The 20,786-nt window shown below is 73.8% G+C and carries 20 protein-coding genes; 12 read left to right on the top strand and 8 right to left on the bottom strand.

From position 1 onward, the window contains the following. Positions 1 to 243, bottom strand: a 243-nt coding sequence (locus J7F03_RS24265; protein WP_374104384.1) for a hypothetical protein, incomplete at its 3' end; no start/stop codon positions are given. A 164-nt stretch (positions 244 to 407) separates the two neighbouring features. Here J7F03_RS24265 and J7F03_RS24260 point away from each other — a divergent pair. Together J7F03_RS24260 and J7F03_RS24255 are read left to right on the top strand one after the other, a co-directional pair. Further along, positions 408 to 548 (top strand): SPW_0924 family protein, encoded by a 141-nt coding sequence (locus J7F03_RS24260; RefSeq protein WP_112450779.1) that lies wholly within the window; start codon positions 408 to 410, stop codon positions 546 to 548. A 14-nt stretch (positions 549 to 562) separates the two neighbouring features. Beyond that, positions 563 to 1,543 (top strand): DUF3068 domain-containing protein, encoded by a 981-nt coding sequence (locus J7F03_RS24255; protein WP_214952852.1) that lies wholly within the window; start codon positions 563 to 565, stop codon positions 1,541 to 1,543. Here the strand turns inward: J7F03_RS24255 and hrpB are convergent. Both hrpB and J7F03_RS24245 read right to left on the bottom strand, forming a co-directional pair. Further along, positions 1,533 to 4,070, bottom strand: a complete 2,538-nt coding sequence (gene hrpB / locus J7F03_RS24250; protein WP_214952850.1) for an ATP-dependent helicase HrpB — start codon at positions 4,068 to 4,070, stop codon at positions 1,533 to 1,535. The genes J7F03_RS24255 and hrpB overlap by 11 nt on opposite strands. A gap of 4 nt (positions 4,071 to 4,074) precedes the next feature. After that, entirely contained in the window at positions 4,075 to 4,923 is an 849-nt protein-coding gene (locus J7F03_RS24245; RefSeq protein ID WP_214952848.1) for a class I SAM-dependent methyltransferase, read from the bottom strand. Positions 4,924 to 5,280: 357 nt separating this feature from the next. Between J7F03_RS24245 and rpsA the strand changes: the two genes are divergently transcribed. From rpsA to J7F03_RS24225, 4 genes are all read left to right on the top strand, one after another. After that, positions 5,281 to 6,798, top strand: a complete 1,518-nt coding sequence (gene rpsA, locus J7F03_RS24240; protein WP_214952846.1) for a 30S ribosomal protein S1 — start codon at positions 5,281 to 5,283, stop codon at positions 6,796 to 6,798. Between the two features lie 272 nt (positions 6,799 to 7,070). Continuing rightward, on the top strand, positions 7,071 to 8,009 hold the full coding sequence (locus tag J7F03_RS24235) for a PAC2 family protein (protein ID WP_214952844.1): 939 nt from the start codon (positions 7,071 to 7,073) through the stop codon (positions 8,007 to 8,009). Between the two features lie 91 nt (positions 8,010 to 8,100). Next, positions 8,101 to 8,697, top strand: a complete 597-nt coding sequence (coaE, locus tag J7F03_RS24230; RefSeq protein WP_214952842.1) for a dephospho-CoA kinase — start codon at positions 8,101 to 8,103, stop codon at positions 8,695 to 8,697. Positions 8,698 to 8,747: 50 nt separating this feature from the next. After that, positions 8,748 to 9,149: a tetratricopeptide repeat protein gene (locus J7F03_RS24225; protein WP_214952840.1), complete on the top strand. Its 402-nt coding sequence runs from the start codon at positions 8,748 to 8,750 to the stop codon at positions 9,147 to 9,149. A gap of 26 nt (positions 9,150 to 9,175) precedes the next feature. Here the strand turns inward: J7F03_RS24225 and J7F03_RS24220 are convergent, their stop codons facing one another. Beyond that, the gene (locus J7F03_RS24220; protein ID WP_214952955.1) at positions 9,176 to 9,436 is read right to left on the bottom strand and encodes a DUF6343 family protein; all 261 of its coding nucleotides are present in this window, start codon (positions 9,434 to 9,436) and stop codon (positions 9,176 to 9,178) included. Positions 9,437 to 9,523: 87 nt separating this feature from the next. Beyond that, on the bottom strand, positions 9,524 to 10,141 hold the full coding sequence (locus tag J7F03_RS24215) for a hypothetical protein (RefSeq protein ID WP_214952838.1): 618 nt from the start codon (positions 10,139 to 10,141) through the stop codon (positions 9,524 to 9,526). Between the two features lie 182 nt (positions 10,142 to 10,323). Here J7F03_RS24215 and J7F03_RS42050 point away from each other — a divergent pair, with 182 nt between their 5' ends. The 3 genes from J7F03_RS42050 (at position 10,324) to J7F03_RS24200 (ending at position 15,856) form a co-directional block, all read left to right on the top strand. After that, positions 10,324 to 11,646: a helix-turn-helix transcriptional regulator gene (locus J7F03_RS42050; RefSeq protein ID WP_214952837.1), complete on the top strand. Its 1,323-nt coding sequence runs from the start codon at positions 10,324 to 10,326 to the stop codon at positions 11,644 to 11,646. Between the two features lie 131 nt (positions 11,647 to 11,777). Then, a complete protein-coding gene (locus J7F03_RS24205; RefSeq protein ID WP_214952835.1) occupies positions 11,778 to 14,654 on the top strand; it encodes a DEAD/DEAH box helicase in 2,877 nt (958 codons plus the stop codon). Beyond that, positions 14,651 to 15,856, top strand: a complete 1,206-nt coding sequence (locus J7F03_RS24200) for an SWIM zinc finger family protein (RefSeq protein WP_214952834.1) — start codon at positions 14,651 to 14,653, stop codon at positions 15,854 to 15,856. Before J7F03_RS24205 ends, J7F03_RS24200 begins: the two co-directional genes overlap by 4 nt. On the opposite strand, the gene J7F03_RS24195 is transcribed toward J7F03_RS24200, so the two are convergent. Beyond that, positions 15,837 to 16,382 carry a hypothetical protein gene (locus J7F03_RS24195; RefSeq protein WP_214952831.1) on the bottom strand — a complete coding sequence of 182 codons (546 nt, stop codon included), beginning with the start codon at positions 16,380 to 16,382 and terminating at the stop codon, positions 15,837 to 15,839. The genes J7F03_RS24200 and J7F03_RS24195 overlap by 20 nt on opposite strands. Before the next feature lie 163 nt (positions 16,383 to 16,545). On the opposite strand from J7F03_RS24195, the gene J7F03_RS24190 reads away from it, so the two are divergent. After that, complete coding sequence (locus tag J7F03_RS24190) at positions 16,546 to 17,202, top strand: chaplin (RefSeq protein WP_308379938.1); 657 nt, start codon at positions 16,546 to 16,548, stop codon at positions 17,200 to 17,202. Here J7F03_RS24190 and J7F03_RS24185 read toward each other — a convergent pair. Continuing rightward, on the bottom strand, positions 17,195 to 17,890 hold the full coding sequence (locus J7F03_RS24185) for a DUF2293 domain-containing protein (RefSeq protein WP_214952827.1): 696 nt from the start codon (positions 17,888 to 17,890) through the stop codon (positions 17,195 to 17,197). The two genes, J7F03_RS24190 and J7F03_RS24185, sit on opposite strands and share 8 nt — an antisense overlap. 139 nt (positions 17,891 to 18,029) lie before the next feature. Here J7F03_RS24185 and J7F03_RS24180 point away from each other — a divergent pair, with 139 nt between their 5' ends. Next, positions 18,030 to 18,419, top strand: coding sequence for a cupin domain-containing protein (locus tag J7F03_RS24180; protein WP_308379937.1), 390 nt, complete (start codon positions 18,030 to 18,032; stop codon positions 18,417 to 18,419). A 49-nt stretch (positions 18,420 to 18,468) separates the two neighbouring features. On the opposite strand, the gene J7F03_RS24175 is transcribed toward J7F03_RS24180, so the two are convergent. Then, complete coding sequence (locus tag J7F03_RS24175; RefSeq protein ID WP_214952823.1) at positions 18,469 to 19,914, bottom strand: WGR domain-containing protein; 1,446 nt, start codon at positions 19,912 to 19,914, stop codon at positions 18,469 to 18,471. A gap of 91 nt (positions 19,915 to 20,005) precedes the next feature. On the opposite strand from J7F03_RS24175, the gene J7F03_RS24170 reads away from it, so the two are divergent. Then, positions 20,006 to 20,665 carry a uridine kinase gene (locus tag J7F03_RS24170; RefSeq protein ID WP_214952821.1) on the top strand — a complete coding sequence of 220 codons (660 nt, stop codon included), beginning with the start codon at positions 20,006 to 20,008 and terminating at the stop codon, positions 20,663 to 20,665. The last annotated feature ends 121 nt before the right edge of the window (positions 20,666 to 20,786 follow it).

The raw sequence follows: 20,786 nt of genomic DNA, 5'->3' as shown, positions 1-20,786 counted from the left end.
CACGCCCAGCCCGAAGCCGACGCCGAGCCCGACGCCTACACAGAGCCCGACACCTTCGCCGAAGCCCACGCCGGACCCGCCGACGCCCAGCCCCACGCCGACGCCCGAGCCCACGCCGACGCCGAGCCCGAGCCCCACGTCCTCCCCCTCGGCCCCGCCCTCCCCGTCCGCGAAGCCCAAGCCGTCCCCCGAGCCGACGCTGACGCCGACGCCGACGCCGAGGCCGTCCCCAGCCGCCGTCACCCCCGAGGCCCCCGCAGCCCCGTAAGGCCCGCCGCGGCACTCCGGCGCCCGGACCCGCCGGAAGGAGCCACCGCGTGATCGGTGGCGCAAACGGTTCTCATCTGTCACCCGCGTTGCTACGGTGCCCCCGCCCTGACGACCAATCAGATTCCGGAGGCCCCGGCATGCGCGCAATCGTCGCCGCCGCCAGCGGTCTCGTCCTCGCGGTGCTCCTCGTCCTCGCCATCACGGCGATGGGGGCTCCGGAAGGCAAGACCTCACCGAAGCCCCTGCTCACCACCGCGCCCGCCGCGCCCGGAAAGTAGAGGAGGGACCGGCCGTGCGACGCAGAGCAAGCCTTGTCCTGCTGGCCCTAGCCGTGTTCTGCGCAGCCCTCGCACCGCTGCTGCGCTGGTACGCGTACCCCAGGCTCGCGAAGATCCCGCCGAACCAGTACCAGGAAGTGGTCCTGGAGGCGAAGGACGCGACCCTCCTCGACTACACGACCGGCATGGAGCCGAAGAAGGTCGACAAGGTCACCATCGTCCAGACCCTGAAGGGCAACGTCGAGGCGTCGAAGGAGATCGAGGCGAGCGCCGGCAAGGACGTGGTCGTCTGGGACACGCTCACCTACATCATGGGGCCGGACGGGAAGATGGTCTCCCAGATCCCCGAGCGCTACATATTCGACGCCCACACCCAGGACCCGGTGCACGCCACCGGCGAGGCGGTGGACGGGGACCCGGTCAAGCGCGAGGGCATCGAGTTCAAGTGGCCGTTCTTCACCGAGCCGCGCGACTACCTGTACTTCGACGCGCAGACCCGCAGCTCCTCGCCCATCCACTACGTCGGCCCGCGCAAGTTCAAGGGCGTGGACGTCTACTACTACGAGCAGACCATCCCCTGGACGAAGGTCTCGCTGCCCAAGAAGATGCCGATCGAGGGCATCGACCCGGCCACCTTCGAGCAGACCACCGGCACCAGCCTCTGGTACTCGACCAAGGCGATGTTCTGGGTCGACCCGGTGACCGGAGCGCCCGTCAACGCCGAGCAGGAGATCAAGCAGGAGATGCGCGGCGGCATCGCGTCCGGCGGACCCGACGGCAAGCTCACCGTCTTCGCCGGGCACGTGAAGATGCGCGAGGACTACAGCGACTACACCGTCGACCTGGTCAAGTCGAACCGGACCAAGGTGCTCGCGCTGCACACCTACGCGCCGATCGGCCTCGCGGCGGGCGGGCTCGCGCTCTTCGGGCTCGCGTTGTTGCTGGAGGCGCGCGGCCGTCGCCCCGGGGAGGACGACGGGCCGTTCACCGCCTGAGCCGGGCGTTGGTGTGCCGGGTGGGCTCGGCGGTCGCCGGGTCCTGCGGCCACGGGTGCTTGGGGTAGCGGCCGCGCAGCTCGGCGCGGACGGCGAGGTAGCCGCCCTGCCAGAAGGACGCCAGGTCGGCGGTGACGGCGGCGGGCCGCCCGGCGGGCGACAGGAGATGGACGAGTACGGGCACCCCCGCGACCCGGGGGGTCTCGGCCAGCCCGAACAGCTCCTGGAGCTTCACGGCGAGTACGGGCTGTCCGTGCTCGGCGGAGTAGTCGACGCGGATCCGGGAGCCGCTGGGCACCTCGATCCGCTCCGGAGCCAGCTCGTCGAGCCGGGCCGCCTCGCCGGTGGCCCACGGCAGCAGCCGGTTCAGCGCTTGCCCGGCGTCGATCCGCGCGAGGTCGGCGCGGCGGCGGGCCCGCGACAGCTCGGGCTCCAGCCAGTCGTCGGCGCGGGCCAGCAGTTCCCCGTCGTCCGTCACGTCGGGCCAGGGCGCGCCGAGCGTGCGGTGCAGGAAACCGAGCCGGGCCCGGAGCGCTCGCGAGTCCGGGGTCCAGCGCAACAGGCCGAGCCCGTCGGTGCGCAGCCCGTCGAGGAGGGCGGCCCGGACGAGGTCCCGGTCGGGGTCGCGCAGCGGTCGCGCGGCGAGCTCGACGGCACCGAGGCGGGTGACGCTGCGGGCGACGAGGTCCCCGTCCTCCCAGTGCACCTCCTCGCCCGAGCGGAACAGATGGCCGGCGGCGGCCCGGGCGGTGTCCTCGTCGATGAGGGCGCCGAGCCGGACCCGGGCGGACGCGGAGTGCGGCGGCCGGTCGGCGACCGCGACGGCCAGCCAGGGCGCGCTGCGCAGCCCTGACCCCTCGCCGAGCTCGGCCCCGGTCCCGGAGGCCATGAGGAAGGCCCCCTCGCCCTTGGCCTTCGCCACCCGCTCCGGGAACGCGAGCGCCGCGACCAGCCCGGCGGCGGCGTCGTCGGGAAGGGGCGCGGTGGCGGAGTGCCCCGCAGGGTCTCTGTCGGCGGCCGCGCGCTCCAGGCGGCGCGCCTCCGCCCGCCAGCGGGACGCGTACGGGTCGCCGCCCGCGCGGGCCCGGCGCCAGCCGGCGGCCAGGTCGTCCCCGTACTCCCGGGGCGGCTCCTCGCTCAGCAGCGCCACCACCTCCGCCGCCCGGCGCGCTCCGAGCGCGGCGGAGCCGTCGAGCAGCGCCCGGGCGAGGCGCGGGTGCAGGCCGAGGCGGGCCATCCGGACCCCCCGCGCGGTGGGCTGCCCCGCAGGGGACACCGCGCCCACGGCCAGCAGTACTTCGCGGGCCGCCGCCATCGCTCCGGCCGGCGGCGGGTCGAGCAGGGCGAGCCCGGTCGCGTCGGGGTCGCCCCAGCAGGCGGCCTGGAGGGCGAACTGCGCCAGGTCCGCGATCCGGATCTCGGGGGAGGGGTAGGCGGGCAGCCGCCCGTCCTCCGCTTCGGCCCAGCAGCGGTACACCGTGCCCGGTGCCTCGCGCCCGGCCCGGCCCGCGCGCTGCCGGCCGGCCGCACGGGACGCCCGTACGGTCGCCAGCGCGCCCAGGCCCCGCGCGTGGTCGACCCGGGGTTCGCGGGCCAGCCCCGAGTCCACGACGATCCGTACGCCGGGCACGGTCAGGCTGGACTCCGCGACGGCGGTGGAGAGGATGACCCGGCGGTGGGGCGAGGGGGACAGCGCCGCGTCCTGGACGGCGGCCGGGGCGCGGCCGTGTATCTGCAGGACCTCCGCCCCGGCCGCGCCGAGCTGCCCGGCGACCCGGGCGATCTCGCCGACGCCGGGGAGGAAGCACAGGACGTCGCCGGAACGTTCCGCCAGCGCCCGCCGGACCACCGAGGCCACGTGCGTCAGCTGCGCCGGATCCACGCGCATCCCGTGCGGTGGCCGCACCGGCCGCGCCGGCGGGGCCCACACGGTCTCCACCGGGTACGAGACGCCCGCGGCCTCCACCACCGGGGCGGCGCCGCCGGGACTGCCGCGACCGAGGACCCGGGCCCAGCCGGCCGCGTCGGTGGTCGCCGAAGCCGCGACGAGCCGCAGCTCGGGGCGCAGGTTCTCGCGCACGTCCAGGAGGAAGGCGGCGACCGTGTCGGCGTCCAGATGGCGCTCGTGGCACTCGTCCAAGATCACCAGGTCGGTGCCGGACAGCTCCTGGTCCCGCTGGAGCCGTTGGAGCAGGACCCCGGTGGTGACCACCTCGACCACCGTCCCGGGGCCGACGACCCGCTCGCCGCGCACCGTGAAGCCCACGGAGGCGCCGACCTGCTCGCCGAGCAGCCAGGCCATCCGGCGGGCCGCCGCCCGGGCGGCGATCCGGCGGGGTTCGGCGACCACGACCCGGCGGCGCGGCCCGCCCCCGGTCAGCCCCGCCAGCACCAGCGGCACCAGCGTGGTCTTGCCGGTCCCGGGCGGGGCGCACAGCACGGCGGTGCCGTGGGCGTCCAGCGCCGAGACGAGCGCGGGCACGGCTTCCCGGACGGGAAGGGAGTCGAGGTCGGCCGTACGGATCACGGTCTCAGTCCCGCTCGCACACGAAGATCGCCGTACCGGGGATGAGGTTGCCGCGCAGCGGGGACCAGCCGCCCCACTCCTGGCTGTTCCACTCGGGCCACTCGGGCTCGACCAGGTCGACGAGGCGGAAGCCGCCCGCGACCACGTCCCGTACCCGGTCGCCGAGGGTGCGGTGGTGCTCCACATATACGGCGCGGCCCTGCTCGTCCTGCTCGACGTAGGGGGTGCGGTCGAAGTAGGAGGCGGAGACGGACAGCCCCTCGGGCCCGGGCTCGTCGGGGAAGGCCCAGCGGATCGGGTGGGTGACGGAGAAGACCCAGCGGCCGCCGGGGCGCAGGACGCGGCGCACCTCGCGCATCACGTTCACGGGGTCGGCGACGAAGGGGACGGCGCCGTAGGCGGAGCAGGCGAGGTCGAAGGAGCCGTCGCGGAAGGGCAGCCGGCCGGCGTCGGCCTCGACCAGGGGGACGTCCTCGCCGATGCGCAGGGCGTGCTGGAGCTGGCGGTGGGAGAGGTCCAGGGCGACGGGGCGGGCTCCCTGGGCGGCCAGCCAGCGCGAGCACTGGGCGGCGCCGGCGCCGATCTCCAGGACGTCCTTGTCCTTGAGGGAGGCGGCGGGGCCGAGGAGGGCCGCCTCCGCCTCGTCCAGGCCCTCGGGTCCCCAGACGAAGCGGTCGTCGCCGAGGAACGCTCCGTGCTCGCTCTGGTACTCGTCGGCGTTGCGGTCCCACCAGCCGCGGCTGGCCCGGCTGCTCTCCGCATCCCCCGCGTCACGCCGGGTGGCCTCGGAGTCGTCCTCGGCGGCCGAGCCGGCTTCGTACGCTTCTTCGGGGGCGTAGTCCTCTTGGTTCATGGGGCCTGTCGTCGTAGTCTGCGAATGTCTGCGGAAAGCGGGCGGGAAGGGCCATCGGCGCCTGCCCGCTCACTAATTGTGCCGGTTGTGTGGCGATCCGCCCGAGGTGTGCGCCTTCGCGCATTGACCCTGTCCGGCTGTCCCCGTATGCTACAAGTTGCGCTGCGAGCCTGTGCTCCTCAGACCTAGCAGGCTGCGCTTGTATCTGTTGATGACCCCTCGGTTTTCGAGGCCCCCACCCCGCTCTCGCGGAACTGGGGCTTCCTTGGCTGTCCGGCTTCTTCGGCAGATGCCGATAAGGGCTCCCGGCGTAGCAGTACCTACGACTTTCTGTCCGTAACCGGAGCCCTTACCCACATGACGAGCAGCACCGAGACCACCGCCACCACTCCGCAGGTTGCGGTCAACGACATCGGTGACGAGGCAGCGTTCCTCGCCGCGATCGACGAGACGATCAAGTACTTCAACGACGGCGACATCGTCGACGGCGTCATCGTGAAGGTGGACCGGGACGAGGTTCTCCTCGACATCGGTTACAAGACCGAGGGCGTCATCCCGAGCCGCGAGCTCTCGATCAAGCACGATGTCGACCCGAACGACGTCGTCAAGGTCGGCGACGAGATCGAGGCCCTGGTTCTCCAGAAGGAGGACAAGGAAGGCCGTCTCATCCTGTCCAAGAAGCGCGCGCAGTACGAGCGCGCCTGGGGCACGATCGAGAAGATCAAGGAAGAAGACGGCATCGTCACCGGTACCGTCATCGAGGTCGTCAAGGGTGGTCTCATCCTCGACATCGGCCTCCGCGGCTTCCTGCCGGCCTCCCTCGTCGAGATGCGTCGCGTCCGCGACCTCCAGCCCTACGTGGGCAAGGAGCTCGAGGCGAAGATCATCGAGCTGGACAAGAACCGCAACAACGTGGTCCTGTCCCGCCGCGCCTGGCTCGAGCAGACCCAGTCCGAGGTTCGCCAGACGTTCCTCACCACCCTGCAGAAGGGTCAGGTCCGCTCCGGCGTCGTTTCCTCGATCGTCAACTTCGGTGCCTTCGTGGACCTGGGCGGCGTCGACGGTCTCGTCCACGTCTCCGAGCTGTCCTGGAAGCACATCGACCACCCGTCCGAGGTTGTCGAGGTCGGCCAGGAAGTCACCGTCGAGGTCCTCGACGTCGACATGGACCGCGAGCGTGTCTCCCTGTCGCTGAAGGCGACGCAGGAAGACCCGTGGCAGCAGTTCGCCCGGACGCACCAGATCGGTCAGGTCGTCCCGGGTAAGGTCACCAAGCTGGTTCCGTTCGGTGCGTTCGTCCGCGTGGACGAGGGCATCGAGGGTCTGGTCCACATCTCCGAGCTGGCCGAGCGCCACGTGGAGATCCCGGAGCAGGTCGTCCAGGTCAACGACGAGATCTTCGTCAAGGTCATCGACATCGACCTTGAGCGTCGCCGGATCTCGCTGTCGCTGAAGCAGGCCAACGAGTCCTTCGGTGCCGACCCGGCGTCGGTCGAGTTCGACCCGACCCTGTACGGCATGGCCGCGTCTTACGACGACCAGGGCAACTACATCTACCCCGAGGGCTTCGACCCCGAGACCAACGACTGGCTCGAGGGCTTCGACAAGCAGCGCGAGGCCTGGGAGACCCAGTACGCCGAGGCGCAGCAGCGCTTCGAGCAGCACCAGGCGCAGGTCATCAAGAGCCGCGAGGCCGACGAGGCCGCCGCTGCCGAGGGTGCGGCCGCTCCGGCCGCCGGTGGCAGCAGCAGCGCTGGTGCGGGCATCTCGGGTGGTTCGTACTCCTCCGAGGGCGCGGACGAGACCTCCGGCGCCCTGGCGTCGGACGAGGCCCTGGCCGCGCTCCGCGAGAAGCTGGCCGGCGGCCAGAGCTGATCGCAGCAGCGCGACACGCCGCCCGCTCGCGTGCGGTGTGAGCTGAGCTGATGTTCAACGGTAAGGCCCGTCCCCTCTGGGGGGCGGGCCTTACCGCGTTGTACGGGCGGGATCGGGCCGAGCCGGTTCGGGCAGGGGCGGCCGGGCAGGGACGGGACGGGCCGCGAAGATCGCGGAGATCGCACGGGTTCCGGTGAATACCGCCAACTGGGGAATGGTCACGGCTCTTTGGACGTTCTTCGCAGAGAACGCGGCGAGGAGGAGTGGTGACGGTGCTTGATCCACAGGGTTTGTACGAATGGGACGCCAAGGGCCTGGCGGTGGCCGACCTGGCACTCGCCCAGGACTCGGCCGGGCTGGTCATGCTCTACCACTTCGAGGGGTACATCGACGCGGGCGAGACCGGTGAGCAGATCGTCGAGCGGCTGCTCGACACGCTGCCCCACCAGGTCGTGGCCCGCTTCGACGCGGACCGGCTGGTGGACTACCGGGCCCGCCGCCCGCTGCTGACCTTCCAGCGCGACCACTGGACGGAGTTCGAGGAGCCCCTCCTGGAGCTGCGCCTCGTCCAGGACGCCACGGGCGCGCCCTTCCTGCTGCTGTCCGGCCCCGAGCCGGACGTGGAGTGGGAGCGCTTCGCCGTCGCCGTCCGGCAGGTCGTCGAGCGTCTCGGCGTCCGGCTCTCCGTGAACTTCCACGGCATCCCCATGGGCGTCCCGCACACCCGGCCGGTCGGGATCACCCCGCACGGCAACCGGACCGACCTCATGCCGGGCCACCGCAGCCCCTTCGACGAGGCGCAGGTGCCGGGCAGCGCCGAGTCGCTGGTGGAGTTCCGCCTCGGCCAGGCCGGCCACGACGTGCTGGGCGTCGCCGCCCACGTACCGCACTACGTGGCGCGCTCGCCGTACCCGGACGCCGCGCTGACGACCCTGGAGGCGATCACGGCCGCGACCGGGCTGGTCCTGCCGGCGGTCGCGCACTCGCTGCGCACCGAGGCGCACCGCACCCAGACGGAGATCGACCGGCAGATCCGGGAGGGCGACGAGGAGCTGGTCAGCCTCGTCCAGGGGCTGGAGCACCAGTACGACGCGGCAGCCGGCGCCGAGACCCGCGGCAACATGATCGCGGAGCCTGCGGAGATCCCGTCGGCGGACGAGATCGGGCGCGAGTTCGAGAGGTTCCTCGCGGAGCGCGAGGGCGAGGGCTGAGCCCCAGGGCGTCTCCAGGGCCGTCTCTTTCGGATCTTGCCGGGCCAGGGGGCTGTACGGGGCCCGGGGCCCGGAGGTTAGTCTGCCGGGCATGTTGAAAGTTGGCCTGACAGGCGGAATCGGCGCCGGCAAGAGCGAGGTCTCGCGGCTGCTGGCGGGGTACGGGGCGGTCGTCGTGGACGCCGACCGGATCGCCCGGGAGGTCGTGGAGCCGGGAACGCCCGGGCTCACGGCCGTCGTGGAGGCATTCGGGGAGTCCGTGCTGACTCCCGGGGGCGAGCTGGACCGGCCGAAGCTGGGGTCGGTCGTGTTCGCCGACCCGGCGAAGCTGCGGATCCTCAACGGGATCGTGCACCCGCTCGTCGGGGCCAGGTCCGCCGAGCTGGAAGCCGCCGCGGGACCCGACGCGATCGTGGTGCACGACGTACCGCTGCTCGCGGAGAACGGGCTCGCGCCGCTGTACGACCTGGTCATCGTGGTGGACGCGGCGCCCGAAACCCAGCTGGCCCGGCTCACCGCGCTGCGGGGCATGGACGAGGGGGAGGCGCGGGCCCGAATGGCCGCGCAGGCCACGAGGGAGCAGCGGCTCGCCGTGGCCACGCTCGTGATCGACAACGACGGGCCGCTGGAAGCGCTGGAGCCGCAGGTGCGCAAGGTGTGGGCGGAGCTCACGGCGCGGGCGCGATAGCGGGCGGGCCGCGGGGCGTCGAACGCTCCCGCAGAGGGAAGGAAGAGACCGTGTCCGACACCACGCCGCAGCTCCCGTCGCCCTCGCCGTCCTCGTCGCGTTCTCCCGAGACGCACGTCATCGACTACCGGGCCGCCGAGCGGCTGCTCGCCGCGCGTGACCCGCGCGGAGCGGTGAAACTGCTCGACTCGGTCATAGCCGCCCATCCGGAGAACACCGCGGCCCGGCTGCTGCGCGCCCGGGCCTTCTTCGCGGCGGCCCAACTGCGGCCGGCGGAGCTGGAGTTCGAGCTGGTCCTGGAGCGGGAGCCGGACAACGCCTTCGCCCACTTCGCGCTGGCCCGCACCCACGAGCGCTCCGGTCGGCCCGAGCAGGCCCGCAAGCACTTCAGGCTGGCGGCCGCGCTCGACCCCCGGCCGGACTACCTGGCGGCGGCCCGCTTCGAGGAATAGCCCTTCCGGGGAGCCGTTGCGGCCCGCTACCGCTGCTCCGGGGGCTCGTACGGGGGGACGTCCCGGCCCGGCTGATAGTGCGGGCCCTGGCGGATGTGGTGCAGTACGACGGCCAGGTCCACCGCGGCGACCACGGCGATGGCGGCGCACGCGGCAGCCCAGCCGAACCGGGCGGCGAGCGCGAACGCCGCCGCCCCGGCGCCGGCCCAGATCAGCCCCCACAGGCTCAGCCAGAACCGCAGCCGCAGTGCGCTGCGGGCGGTCACCGGTTCGCTTCCTGTTCGCATGGCCATCGCCTCGACGTGGTCGTCCCGCTTCGCCCGGCCTCCTTCCATGGTCCCACCGGCGGAGCGCCGCGTCAGGGGAGCGCCGCGTCAGGGGTTGAGCTTGTTCACGGCCGTGGCCGTCGTCTTCTTGAAGGCCGGGACGGGCGCGTCGGAAAGGTTCCCCATCTGCCCCCACTCCACGACCGTCACGGTGGAGCCGTCGCGCCCGATCCCGTAGAGGTGCGCACCGGGCTCGGAATCCGGGATCGAGGTGTGCACCCCGTAGACGTGCGCGCCCTCCTCGACGGAGAGCTTCCCGTAGTCCTGCCAGGAGGCCGTCCCGCCCGGGGTCGTCCGCAGCCAGTCGGCGGCGCAGGTGGCCACCTCCCGCTCCAGGGAGGCGGCGAGCTTGGCGGCCGCGCCGGCGGAGGAGGCGCGTACGGAGACCTGGACCGCTCCCGTGTCGAACTCGGTGCCGAAGGCGCGGTGCCAGCTTCCGGCCGCCGGGAGTACCCCCTCCAGGCAGAACGGCGCGAACTCGGGCAGTCCTTTGGTGACCTTGCCGGCGAACCAGGGCGAGCCCGGGTGCGGGGGCAGGTCGGCGCCGCCGATGAACCCGGGCGCGGTGGCGGCCGCGGCCGCGGTGGAGGCGGTGAGGACGAGGGCGGCGGCCGCCGCCGCCGCTGCCGCGAGGATCGCGGTGGTCTGGGTGCTGCGTCGGAACATGGTCGGTTCTCCCCGTGTCGGTCGTCGGTCGTCGGTGCGGTGGTGTCCGCGAAGAGCCTCTACCCGGCCCGGGGCGTCGGGCGACGGTTTGTGGAGGAACCGGGACACTGGAACGGCCGTACGGGCCGTCACCTGGGGGAACACCCCCTGCATGGAACGGCGTCGCGGGACGGGGGGACAGGGTGGGTGAGGCGGAGAGGTCGGCCGAGGCGGAGTCGTTCGCGCGGTTGATGCGGGAGCTGAAGGACCGGTCCGGGCTGAGCTACGGGGTGCTCGCGCGGCGGCTGCACACGAGTACCTCGACCCTGCACCGGTACTGCAACGGGGAGGCGGTGCCCGCGGAGTTCGCGGCGGTGGACCGCTTCGCGCGGGCCTGCGGGGCCACGCAGGGGGAGGCGGTGGACCTGCACCGGGCGTGGCTGCTCGCGGATGCCCGGCGCAGGGCGGCGGGACGGGGGGAGGGGGAGGGGCCGGGGCGGGTGGTCCGGGAGGTGCCGGTGGTGCCGGTGGTGCCGGCGGTGCCGGCGGTGCCGGCGGTGCCGGCGGTGCCGGCGGTGCCGGCGGTGCTGGAGATCCGGGAGGGGCTCGAAACTATCGGGGCGCCGGACGTGCCGGACGTGCCGGACGTGCCGGACGTGCCGGACGTGCCGGCTGTGCCGGACGTGCCCGTGCCGCGGCGGAGGCGCCGGTTCCTGGCCGGGGCGGTGGCTGCCGCGGGGGTGGCGGCGCTCGCGGCGGGAGTCGTGGCCCTGACGGGGACGGATCCGACGGGTCCGGACCCGCGCGCGCCGCAGGCCGGGCCGACCGCGACCGCGACTGCGACCGCGACCGCGACTGCGACCGCGAAAGCTCCCGGCTCCGGGGCGTCGGCAGCGGTGCCGGTGCCGATGCCTGCGCCGCTGCGGGCGGCCGTACGGTCGCACGTGTGGGCGTCCGGCTGCGACCACGCGTACCTCGTCGAGCCGGGACCGTCGGCGGTGCCCCCGCCGCCGGTGGAGGCGGACGCGCCGGGGTGGGCGGCGGGCCGCGGGGCCGTGCACGCGGAGACACAGATCGTGGAGGTGACCCTGCACGGCACGGGTCCGGACTCCGTGGTCTTACAGGACCTCCAGGTACGGGTGGCCGCGCGGCGGAGCCCGCTGCCGTGGAACGTCTACCGGATGTCGCAGGGCTGCGGCGGGGCGCTCACCCCGGCCGGCTTCGCGGTCAACCTGGACGTCCCGCGCCCGCTGGCCCGGCCCGTGGCCGGCAACGACGCGGGGGAGGACATCGAGGCCCCCGCCTTCCCGCTCAGGGTCTCGGCCGCCGAACCGGCCGTCCTGCGCGTGGAGGCCACCACCACCGGCTGCGACTGCGACTGGTACCTGGACCTGCGCTGGACCTCCTCCACGGGTTCCGGCACCCTCCGCGTCGACGCGGACGGCCATCCCTGGCGCACGTCCGCGGCGGCCCCGGGCCGGCCGGTGTACGGCTTCGCGTACGAACAGGGCCGCTGGGCCCGCTGACTCCCCCCTTCCGCCGCCGGCCCCCGGGCCTCCGGGGTGAAGGTGCAGGTCAGCGGGATTGTCAGTGCTCGCGCCTAGACTCGGCGGCAGACGGGATCCGTCTGACCGTCCGACGGCGAGAGGGGGACACCATGACGCAGCGGCAAGCACCGGCGGAGCCGTCCGCGCTGCTCCGCCATGCCGCCGTGTTCCTGCCCGCCGCCGTCCCCCGCGAGAGCCGCATCGCCTTCTGGGCACCCGACGGCAGCCCTCTGCCCGCCGACGACGGAGGCGGAGGCGAAGGCGGCCGCGGTGGCACCCCGGCCCCGCTCACCGTCGTCCGCCCGCACGGCGAGGGGGTCCGCAGCCGGACCGTGCCCGCCGTCACCCTCACGGTGACCGCCGCCCTGCCCCTGCTCGTCCGCGCGGTCCGCAGCCCCGCCGCGCATCCCGCGACCCGCGCCTGGGGGACCGCCGCCGTCCAGGCGCTCACCCTCGTGGCCCGGGGTCGCCTGCTGCCCGGCCTGACCCCCGAGGGGATCGACGCCTGGCGGGCAGGGCCCCTCGACGCCGAGGACATCGGGCACCTGCGCGCGGTCGCTGCCGCGCTGCCCCACGAGGGGTACGCCACCCCACTCGCCGGCCGCCGCCCGCTTCAGCTGCCCGAACCGGTGGCGCTGGTCCGGGCGTTCCTCGACGCCGTCGCCGACAGCCTGCCCCGGACCCCGGCGGCGCCCTTCGCTGCGGGCCGGCCGTTCGCCGCCCGGGAGCCGCAGCACGTCCCGGGCATGGGGGACTGGGTGGCGCAGGTCGCCTCCGGCGCGGACACCGGCGTCGGCCTCTCGCTGCGGCTCGACCTGTCCTCCTTCCGCCTCTTCGACGAGGCGGAGGACGACGAGGACACCCGCCGTGCCGGAGCCGCCGTCGTCCAGGTGCACAGCCTCGCCGACCCGACCCTGGTCACGGACGCCTCGATGCTCTGGGCGGGGGCCGCCGCGGCGGGCTTCGGACCCCGCGCCCGGATCGACGCCGTGCTCGCACTGCGCCGGGCGGCCCGGGTCTGGCCACCGCTGCTGCGCCTGCTGGACCAGCCCGTCCCCGATGTCCTGGCCCTCTCGGATCCCGAACTGGAAGACCTGCTCGGCCGCGCCGCGACCCGGCTGGCGGAGGCGGGAGTCCCCGTCCACTGGCCGCGCGAGCTGGCCCGTACGCTGTCGGCGACCGCGGTCGTACGGTCCACCGCACCCGGTTCCGCCACCGACGGCACCGCCTTCTTCGACGCCGATCACCTCTTCGCCTTCTCCTGGGAGCTGGCGCTCGGCGGCGACCGGCTCACCCCGGGGGAGATGGACGCGCTCGCGCAGGCCCACCGGCCCGTGGTGCGGCTGCGGGACCAGTGGGTGCGGGTCGATCCGGAGCTGGTGCGCAAGGCGCGCAAGCGGGAGCTGGGCCTGCTGGACCCGGTGGACGCGCTGGCCGCCGTCCTGTCGGGGACGACGGAGGTCGAGGGGGAGCCGGTGGCGGCGGTCCCCGTCGGGGCGCTCGCCGCCCTGCGGGACCGGCTGACCGGGGAGCTCGCCCCGCTGCCCCAGCCGGCCGGGCTCAAGGCCACCCTGCGCGACTACCAGGCACGCGGTCTGGCCTGGCTGGACCTGATGACCTCGCTCGGACTCGGCGGCTGCCTCGCCGACGACATGGGATTGGGCAAGACGATCACGCTGATCGCCCTCCACCTGCATCGCGACCGCCCCGAGCCGACGCTGGTGGTCTGCCCGGCCTCGCTGCTGGGCAACTGGCAGCGGGAGATCGAGAGGTTCGCTCCCGGCACCCCGGTGCGCCGTTTCCACGGGGCCGGCCGCAGCCTCGAAGGACTCGACGGCGGATTCGTCCTCACCACCTACGGGACGATGCGCGCGGGGGCCGCCCGGCTGGCCGAACAGCCCTGGGGCATGGTCGTCGCCGATGAGGCCCAGCACGTCAAGAACCCGCACTCGGCGACGGCGAAGGCGCTGCGCACGATCCCGGCGCCCGCGCGCGTGGCGCTGACCGGTACTCCGGTGGAGAACAACCTCTCCGAGCTGTGGGCGCTCCTCGACTGGACCACACCGGGGCTCCTCGGCCCGCTCACCGCGTTCCGGGCCCGGCACGCACGGCCGGTGGAGCACCAGACGGAGGAGGACGGCGGCAACGAGGCGGCGGTCGCCCGGCTGGCCGCGCTGGTACGGCCGTTCCTGCTGCGGCGCAAGAAGTCCGATCCCGGGATCGCGCCCGAGCTGCCGCCCAAGACGGAGACCGACCACCCCGTGTCGCTGACCCGCGAGCAGGCCTCGCTCTACCAGGCGGCGGTCGACGAGGCGATGGCAGTGATCGGCGCGAGCGAGGGCATCGAGCGGCGCGGCATGATCATGAAGTTGCTGGCCTCGCTCAAGCAGATCTGCAACCACCCCGCGCAGTATTTGAAAGAACACAGCTTGAAGGAGGACCAACCCCGGATCGCGCACCGCTCCGGGAAGCTGGCCCTGCTGGACGAGCTGCTCGACACGATCCTGGCCGAGGGCGGCTCGGTGCTGGTCTTCACGCAGTACGTGACGATGGCCCGCATCATCGAGCGGCATCTGACGGCGCGCGGGATCTCCCACCAACTCCTGCACGGGGGCACGCCCGTGGCCCGCCGAGAGGAGCTCGTGGACCGCTTCCAGGCGGGCGAGGCCCCCGTCTTCCTGCTCTCCCTCAAGGCCGCGGGCACCGGCCTCAACCTCACCCGGGCCGGCCACGTCATCCACTACGACCGCTGGTGGAACCCGGCCGTCGAGGAGCAGGCCACCGACCGCGCCTACCGCATCGGCCAGACCCAGCCCGTCCAGGTCCACCGCATCATCGCGGAAGGCACCGTGGAGGACCGGATCGCCGAGATGCTCGAAGCGAAGCGGGCCCTGGCCGATGCCGTGCTCGGCTCCGGCGAGGCGGCGCTGACCGAGCTGACCGACCGCGAGCTGGCCGACCTCGTCTCCCTGCGCAGGCCCGCGTGATCACCGCGCGGGACGACCGCCGCCGCACCTTCGAGACCGTGCCGCCCGGGGTGGAGGCCGTCAGCTGGTGGGGCCGGGCCTGGGTGTCGGCGCTCGAAGCGGTGGCCGGCGACGGAGCCCGCCTGGCCCGGGGGCGGACGTATGCCGCCGAGGGCCATGTCGACGCCGTCACCATCACACCGGGCCGGATCGTGGCCTACGTACGGGGCAGCCGCCCGCGCCCGTACCGCACCGAGTTGTCCCTGCCCGCCTTCGCGGACGCCGAGTGGCGCGAGCTCCTGGAGGCCGTCGCGGCCGATCCGACGGCGCTCGCGGCACTGCTGGAGCGGGAGGTGCCGGAGTCCCTCGCGGAGACGGTCCTGCCCGCCGCGGGCGAGCTCGCGGCACACTGCTCCTGCCCGGACGTCGCCCGCCCGCCGTGCAAGCACGCCGCCGCTCTCTGCTACCGCGCGGCCCGCCTCCTGGACGGTGACCCCTTCGTCCTGCTGCTCCTGCGCGGGCGCGGCGAGCGGGAGCTGCTGGAGGAGCTCACCCGCCGCAACGCCGCCCACGCGGCGCGCGAACAGCCCGACACGGCACCGGACTTCCCCGGGGTGCCGGCCCGCGAGGCGCTCGCCCGCGCCGTCCTGCCGCCACTGCCCGCCCCGCTCGCGGCGCCCGCCGCCGTCGGAGTGCCGCCCGCGTATCCGGCCGACCCCGCCGCCCCGGACCCGCTCGCCCTCGACCAGCTCGCCGGGGACGCGGCCGCCCGCGCCCTGGCCCTGCTGAGCACCGGCGAGGATCCGATGGCCGGGCTGACCCGCTGGCAGGACGCCGTCCGGCTGGCCTCGGCGCACCCCACGGCCGGGCTCACCGGCGCCACCCGCGCCCTCTACCGGGAACTGGCCCACGCCACGGGCCGCAGCACGACCGACCTCGCCCGGGGCGCGGCCGCCTGGAGGCAGGGCGGTCTGCCCGCCCTGCTCGCCCTGGAAGAGCCGTGGGACCCGCCGGCCGGCCCCTTCGACCGGGCCCGCCCGGTGCTCCTCGCCGCCGCCCAGGGCTCCTTCCGCCCCGACCGCAACCGCCTCACGGGCTCCTCCCGCCAGCTTCGCCTCGGCCGTGACGCCCTCTGGTACGCCTACGAGAACCGCTTGGGCGACGACGACTGGTGGCCCACGGGCCGCCCTTCCCCGGACCCGGTCACGGCTCTTCTGCGCTGAGCCCGGCCGCCCAGCGGTTCAGGGTGGTGAAGTCGCGGGCGCGTAGGCCGCGGCGGGGGTGGACGTGCAGGAGCAGGGCCGGGGCCGGGTGGTGGGCGGCGACCCAGGCGCGGTCGTGGGGCGTGATCATGTCGTCGACCCAGGCGAAGGGGCGGCCGGCCGCCCAGTCGATGAGGTGGCGGGTCTTCCAGGAGAGGCCGTCGGGATCGCGGGCGAAGAGTTCCGGCCATTCGATGACAGGAAGATCAGCGGGAAGTCCGATGTGCGGGGCGATCATCGTGTTGGCCTCGTGCATCCAGGTGGTGGCCCAGGCGAGTTCGTACGGCAGGGCCAGCAGGCGGGCGCCGTGCGCCGGGTGCAGGCGCACCCGCAGGCCGCGCCGGGCGCGGCGGGAATCCGGCACGCGGTAGGACAGCCAGACCGTCGGCCACATCCGGTGGCGGGTGTATCCGCGCAGACCCGCGAGGGGGGAACGGAAGGGATTGAGGGGGCCGTCCACGTCGAGGAGGAGCAGCGGGCGAGTCATGAAGTAGGGATTACCCAGTACACGATGGAGTGAAATGCCTACCGGCTCTATAACCCGAATGGGTTTAGCGCGTTGTTTCCGGTACGGGTGCAACACCCGTGGACTCCTCCGGAAGGCAGGAAAACTGATGCGTCACAGTCGTCGGAATGGCTTGATCGCGGCGGTGGTTGCGGGAGGTGGACTGGCGGTCGCGGGAGTGGGCGGCCTCGCCCACGCCGACGCGGACGCGGCCGGGCGGGCCGAGCGTTCGCCGGGGCTGCTGTCGGGGAACCTCGTGCAGCTGCCGGTGCACACCCCGGTGAACGTGTGCGGGAACACTGTGAGCGTGGGCGGCGTGCTCAACTCGGCCGCCGGGAACCGGTGCGCCAACGAGGCGCCGGGCGGCACCCGTCCCGGTGGGCCCGGGCCGCGGCCCTCGCACCCGTCGTCCCAGTCCTCGAAACCCGGTGCCGGAAACGGTGCGGGGAACGGCGGAGGAGCGGTGGCAGAGGGGCGCGGAAAGGATTCTCCCGGACTGCTGTCCGGCAACGGGCTCCAGCTCCCCGTCGAGGTTCCCGTGAACATCAGCGGCAACGCGGTCAACGTGGTCGGCGTGGGCAACTCCTCCACCGGGAACACCTCCGTCAACGGCGGGACCCCCGAGGGCACCGCGCCCGTCCAGCCGCCCGTCACCGTGCGGCCCGTCACCCCGCCGGCCCCGCAGCCGGGCCCCTCGGCGCTCGCCCACACCGGGGCCGACGGAGCCGGCTACCTGCTGTCCGGCGGCGGAGCCCTGCTGCTCGGCGGTGTGCTGCTCTACCGCCGCTTCCGGCTCAACTAGCCGCGCGGGAAGCCGGGGACGACGGGGAGGCCGCTTCGGCCTCCGTCCGCCAGCCGTCCAGGACCGCGTCGATGAGCGGCCGCAGCCGGGCCCGGGCGGCGAAGCGGGGGACGCCCGTCATGAGCAGGGCGTCGTACTCGGTGTCGAGGTGGCGCACGGCGGCCCGTACCGCCGCCGACACGGCCGGCCCGTCGAGGGCCCGGCCGGCCGCGCTGCGCCCCACCCGGCCGCTGCCGCGCACCGAGGCGTGCGCGGCGATGGCCTGCGCCCGGTCGGCGGGGCACCCGGGGAACAGCCGCAGGATCTCGGCGGCGAAGGCCGCCGTGAACCGGGTGTCCTCGGCCGCGCGCCGCAGCCGGTCGCGCTCCCGGCGCCGCGCTCGCGCCTCGGCGTCCGCGAGGCAGGCGCGCTCCGCGCGGGCGAGGGCGGCGTCCTCGACGAAGAGCCCCAGGCGCTCGTAGCGGCGGCGGCGCTTGTGGAAGCGGACGACGGCGGCGGAGAGCGAACTGGCCTCGTGGGCGCGGCGGGTGAGGGCCGTGTCGCCGCGCGGCAGGTACACGAGGTGTCCGAGGTCGGCGCAGTCCAGACAGCGGGGTACGCCGGCCTCGCGGACGAGGTGCCGTAGCGGTCCCTGCCTGCACTCCGCGCAGTGGATCTGCTTCGTCGACTCGAAAACGACCAGGCTCATGCCGATGTAATACCGCCGTACTGGCCGTATATCACCTTGTACGTATAGGTAGTTGTCCTTTCACAGAGTCTTCCCCGGTGTCGTGATCTCCTCCTACCTTGAACAGGTGGGCCGAGGCGGGCCCATGGAGGAGGAAGACATGGCTGGACGGCAGGCGACGGCACGGCGCCCCCAGGCGACGGCTCGTCGCCCCAAAGTGGAGGCCGCCTCCGATCTCGTGGCGAGAGAGATCACCATAGAGCCGGGCGGCTGCACCGGCTGGCACTACCACCGCGTCCCGCTGATCGCGGTGGTCAAGTCCGGGACCCTGACCCGGATCCTGCACGACGGCACCGTCGAGGTGCACCACGTCGGAGCAGGCTTCGTCGAGCCGGCCGGAATCCGGCACGTCCACCTCGGCCGCAACCTGGGCAAGCAGCCCGTCGTGCTCCACGTGACCGCCGCCCTCGCCGAAGGCGACCCCTTCGCACTGCCCGCCGAGGCGCCGCCCGGTGCCATGCCGTGCGCGTGCCCCACCCGTACCAGGTGAACCGGCCCGCCGTGCGGAACCCGGTGGGTCCGGTCCGCCGCGAACCGGGTCAGACGAGCCGGCGTATCTCCCCGCGCACGCGGTAGAAGCCTCCGGACGCCGCGTGCAGTCCGTCCACCACGTACCGGGCGCCGGCCTCCCGTATCCCGCGCGGGAACTGCACGTTCCAGGAGGGTTCGAAGCCGCCCGACACCACCTGGACGCGCATCCGGCCGCCCTGCTGGACGCACTCCACGACCACACCGCCCGCGGGCACCGATCCCACCGACACCGTCGCGACCGCTGCGGGAGTCGCCGCCGGGGTGTAGACGGGCAGGGCGGCCGCCGACTTCACGTCCACCGCCGTCGGCACCGACCCCTCCCGGGCCGCGGCGATCGCCGCCTCGCTCGCGTCCACGCACACCAGTGATCCGTCGGTGGTCACCAGGTACAGCCGCTCGTCCAGATACTGCATGGACAGTGCCGCCCCGCTGCCGGTGCCCAGCTTCCACAGCCGCCGCCCGTCGGCGTCGAAGCAGTACACCGAGGAGGCGAGGTCACCGGCGAAGACGTGCCGGCCGTCCGGCGAGGTCGCGCACGAGTACACGGCCGCGTCGCACCGGTACGAGGCCTCCACCGCGCCCGTCGCCTTCGACAGCCGTTGCACGGTGTTGCGGCCGGTCCCCGCGTACACCGCGTCGTCCTCCTGCCAGCCGAACAGCACGGAGCCGTTGGTCGGCGTGTGCCACAACTGCCGCCCGCCGTCCGGGGCGTAGGCCGTCACGCCCTTGCTGTGGCCGTGGTAGACGGCCCGCTCGTCCGCCCGCACCATCCAGGCGTTGGAGCCGTCCGAGCGCCGGGACCACTGGAACTCGTCCTCGTGGTCGATCACCGTCAGCCCGCCGTTGCGGTCGGACACGTTCAGCACGCCCTCGTGGATGTCGAGCCAGAAGATGTCCACATCGGCCGCGATGTCGTACGCACCGAACGGCACCTTCGACGACAGGTCGTAGACCGTGCCGTCGTCACAGCCCGCGTATATCCAGAACTCGTCCGCCACAAGGCATTTCACCCCGTCCGGCAGTGAGTACCGGGCCAGCACCTCACCGCCGTGGCTCAGCGTATAGACGTCGCCGGCCTGATTTCCGACCCAGCAGCGGTCCTCGTCCACGTGGATCCCGAAGGCAGAGGAACCCGTGCGGAACCGCCACAGCACCGGAGCCGCCGCGCGCGCCGTCGAGGGGGTGGCCGTCACCTGGCGGCGCGTCACCGAACGGGCCGCGCGGGCGCCCTGAACCGCTGGGGCGTAGCCCTTGCGGACCTTCTCCCCGACCTTCTTTGCGGCGGCGGCGCGCGCCTTCTCGACGGTCGGGAACGAGGAGTTCTGCAGCTGCCCGTCCGCACCGATGCGCCCGTACCGCACCGAGACGGCGGTGCCGTCGACGGTCACCTCATAGAACTTGTGCGCACCGCCGTCGTCCTGCGACAGCTCCAGATACGTCGTCTCCCGAGCCATGACAGACCCCTCCCCAAGGCCGGGCCGCCGGCCCCTTTGCGCCGGTGATCCCTCGTGAAAAACGTTAGGGGCCACCACTGACAATGGGCTCGTGCAGCTGGAAGCGATCACATGGCAGCGGATGGCCGAGCGGCTCGCCGGTCACCTCGACGTCGGCGCGGCCGACGACGAAGGAGAGGGCGCCTGGCGGAGGGTGGGCATCGACGGGGCGCCCGCCGCCCGCACCGGCGTGCTCGCCGGGGAGCTCGCCGACGACCTGCGCCCGCGCGGCCGTCCGGTCCTGGTCGTGGCGGCCGAGGGCTTCCTGCGCCCGGCTTCCCTGCGCTTCGAGTTCGGGCGCGAGGACGTGGACTCCTACCTCGGCGCCTGGTACGACACGGCCGGTCTCTGGCGCGAGGTCTTCGGCCCGACCGACCCCGGCGGCACCGGCCGGGTACTGCCGGACCTCTGGGACCCGGTGACCGACCGGGCGACCCGCAGCCCTTACGCCGAACTCCCGCCCGGCGGCGTGCTGATCGTGCACGGCCCGCTGCTCCTGGGCCACTGGTTCCCCTTCGACCTCAGTGTCCACATCAGCCTCTCCCCGGGGGCGCTCGCCCGCCGGACCGAGGAGTCCGCCCGCTGGACCCTGCCCGCCTTCGCGCGCTACGAGGCCGAGACCGGCCCGGCGGAACTGGCCGACGTGCTGGTCCGGGTTGACGACCCGCGCCACCCCGCCTGGACGGGCCTGCGCGAACGGCGCGACGGCTGACGCAGAGCACTTCGGAGCACCCCTCGCAGCTCCCCGGAGCGCCTCGGCGCACCCCCACCCCGTCACGGAGGTCCGGGAACCGCAACAGGGGGATCCCGGCACGGTGACGAACAGTTCCGGC

The organism is Streptomyces sp. ISL-43, assembly GCF_018614195.1.
GTDB lineage: Bacteria > Actinomycetota > Actinomycetes > Streptomycetales > Streptomycetaceae > Streptomyces.
Note: the sequence above shows the minus strand (reverse complement) of the source record. Positions and strands in the feature narration are given on the sequence as shown.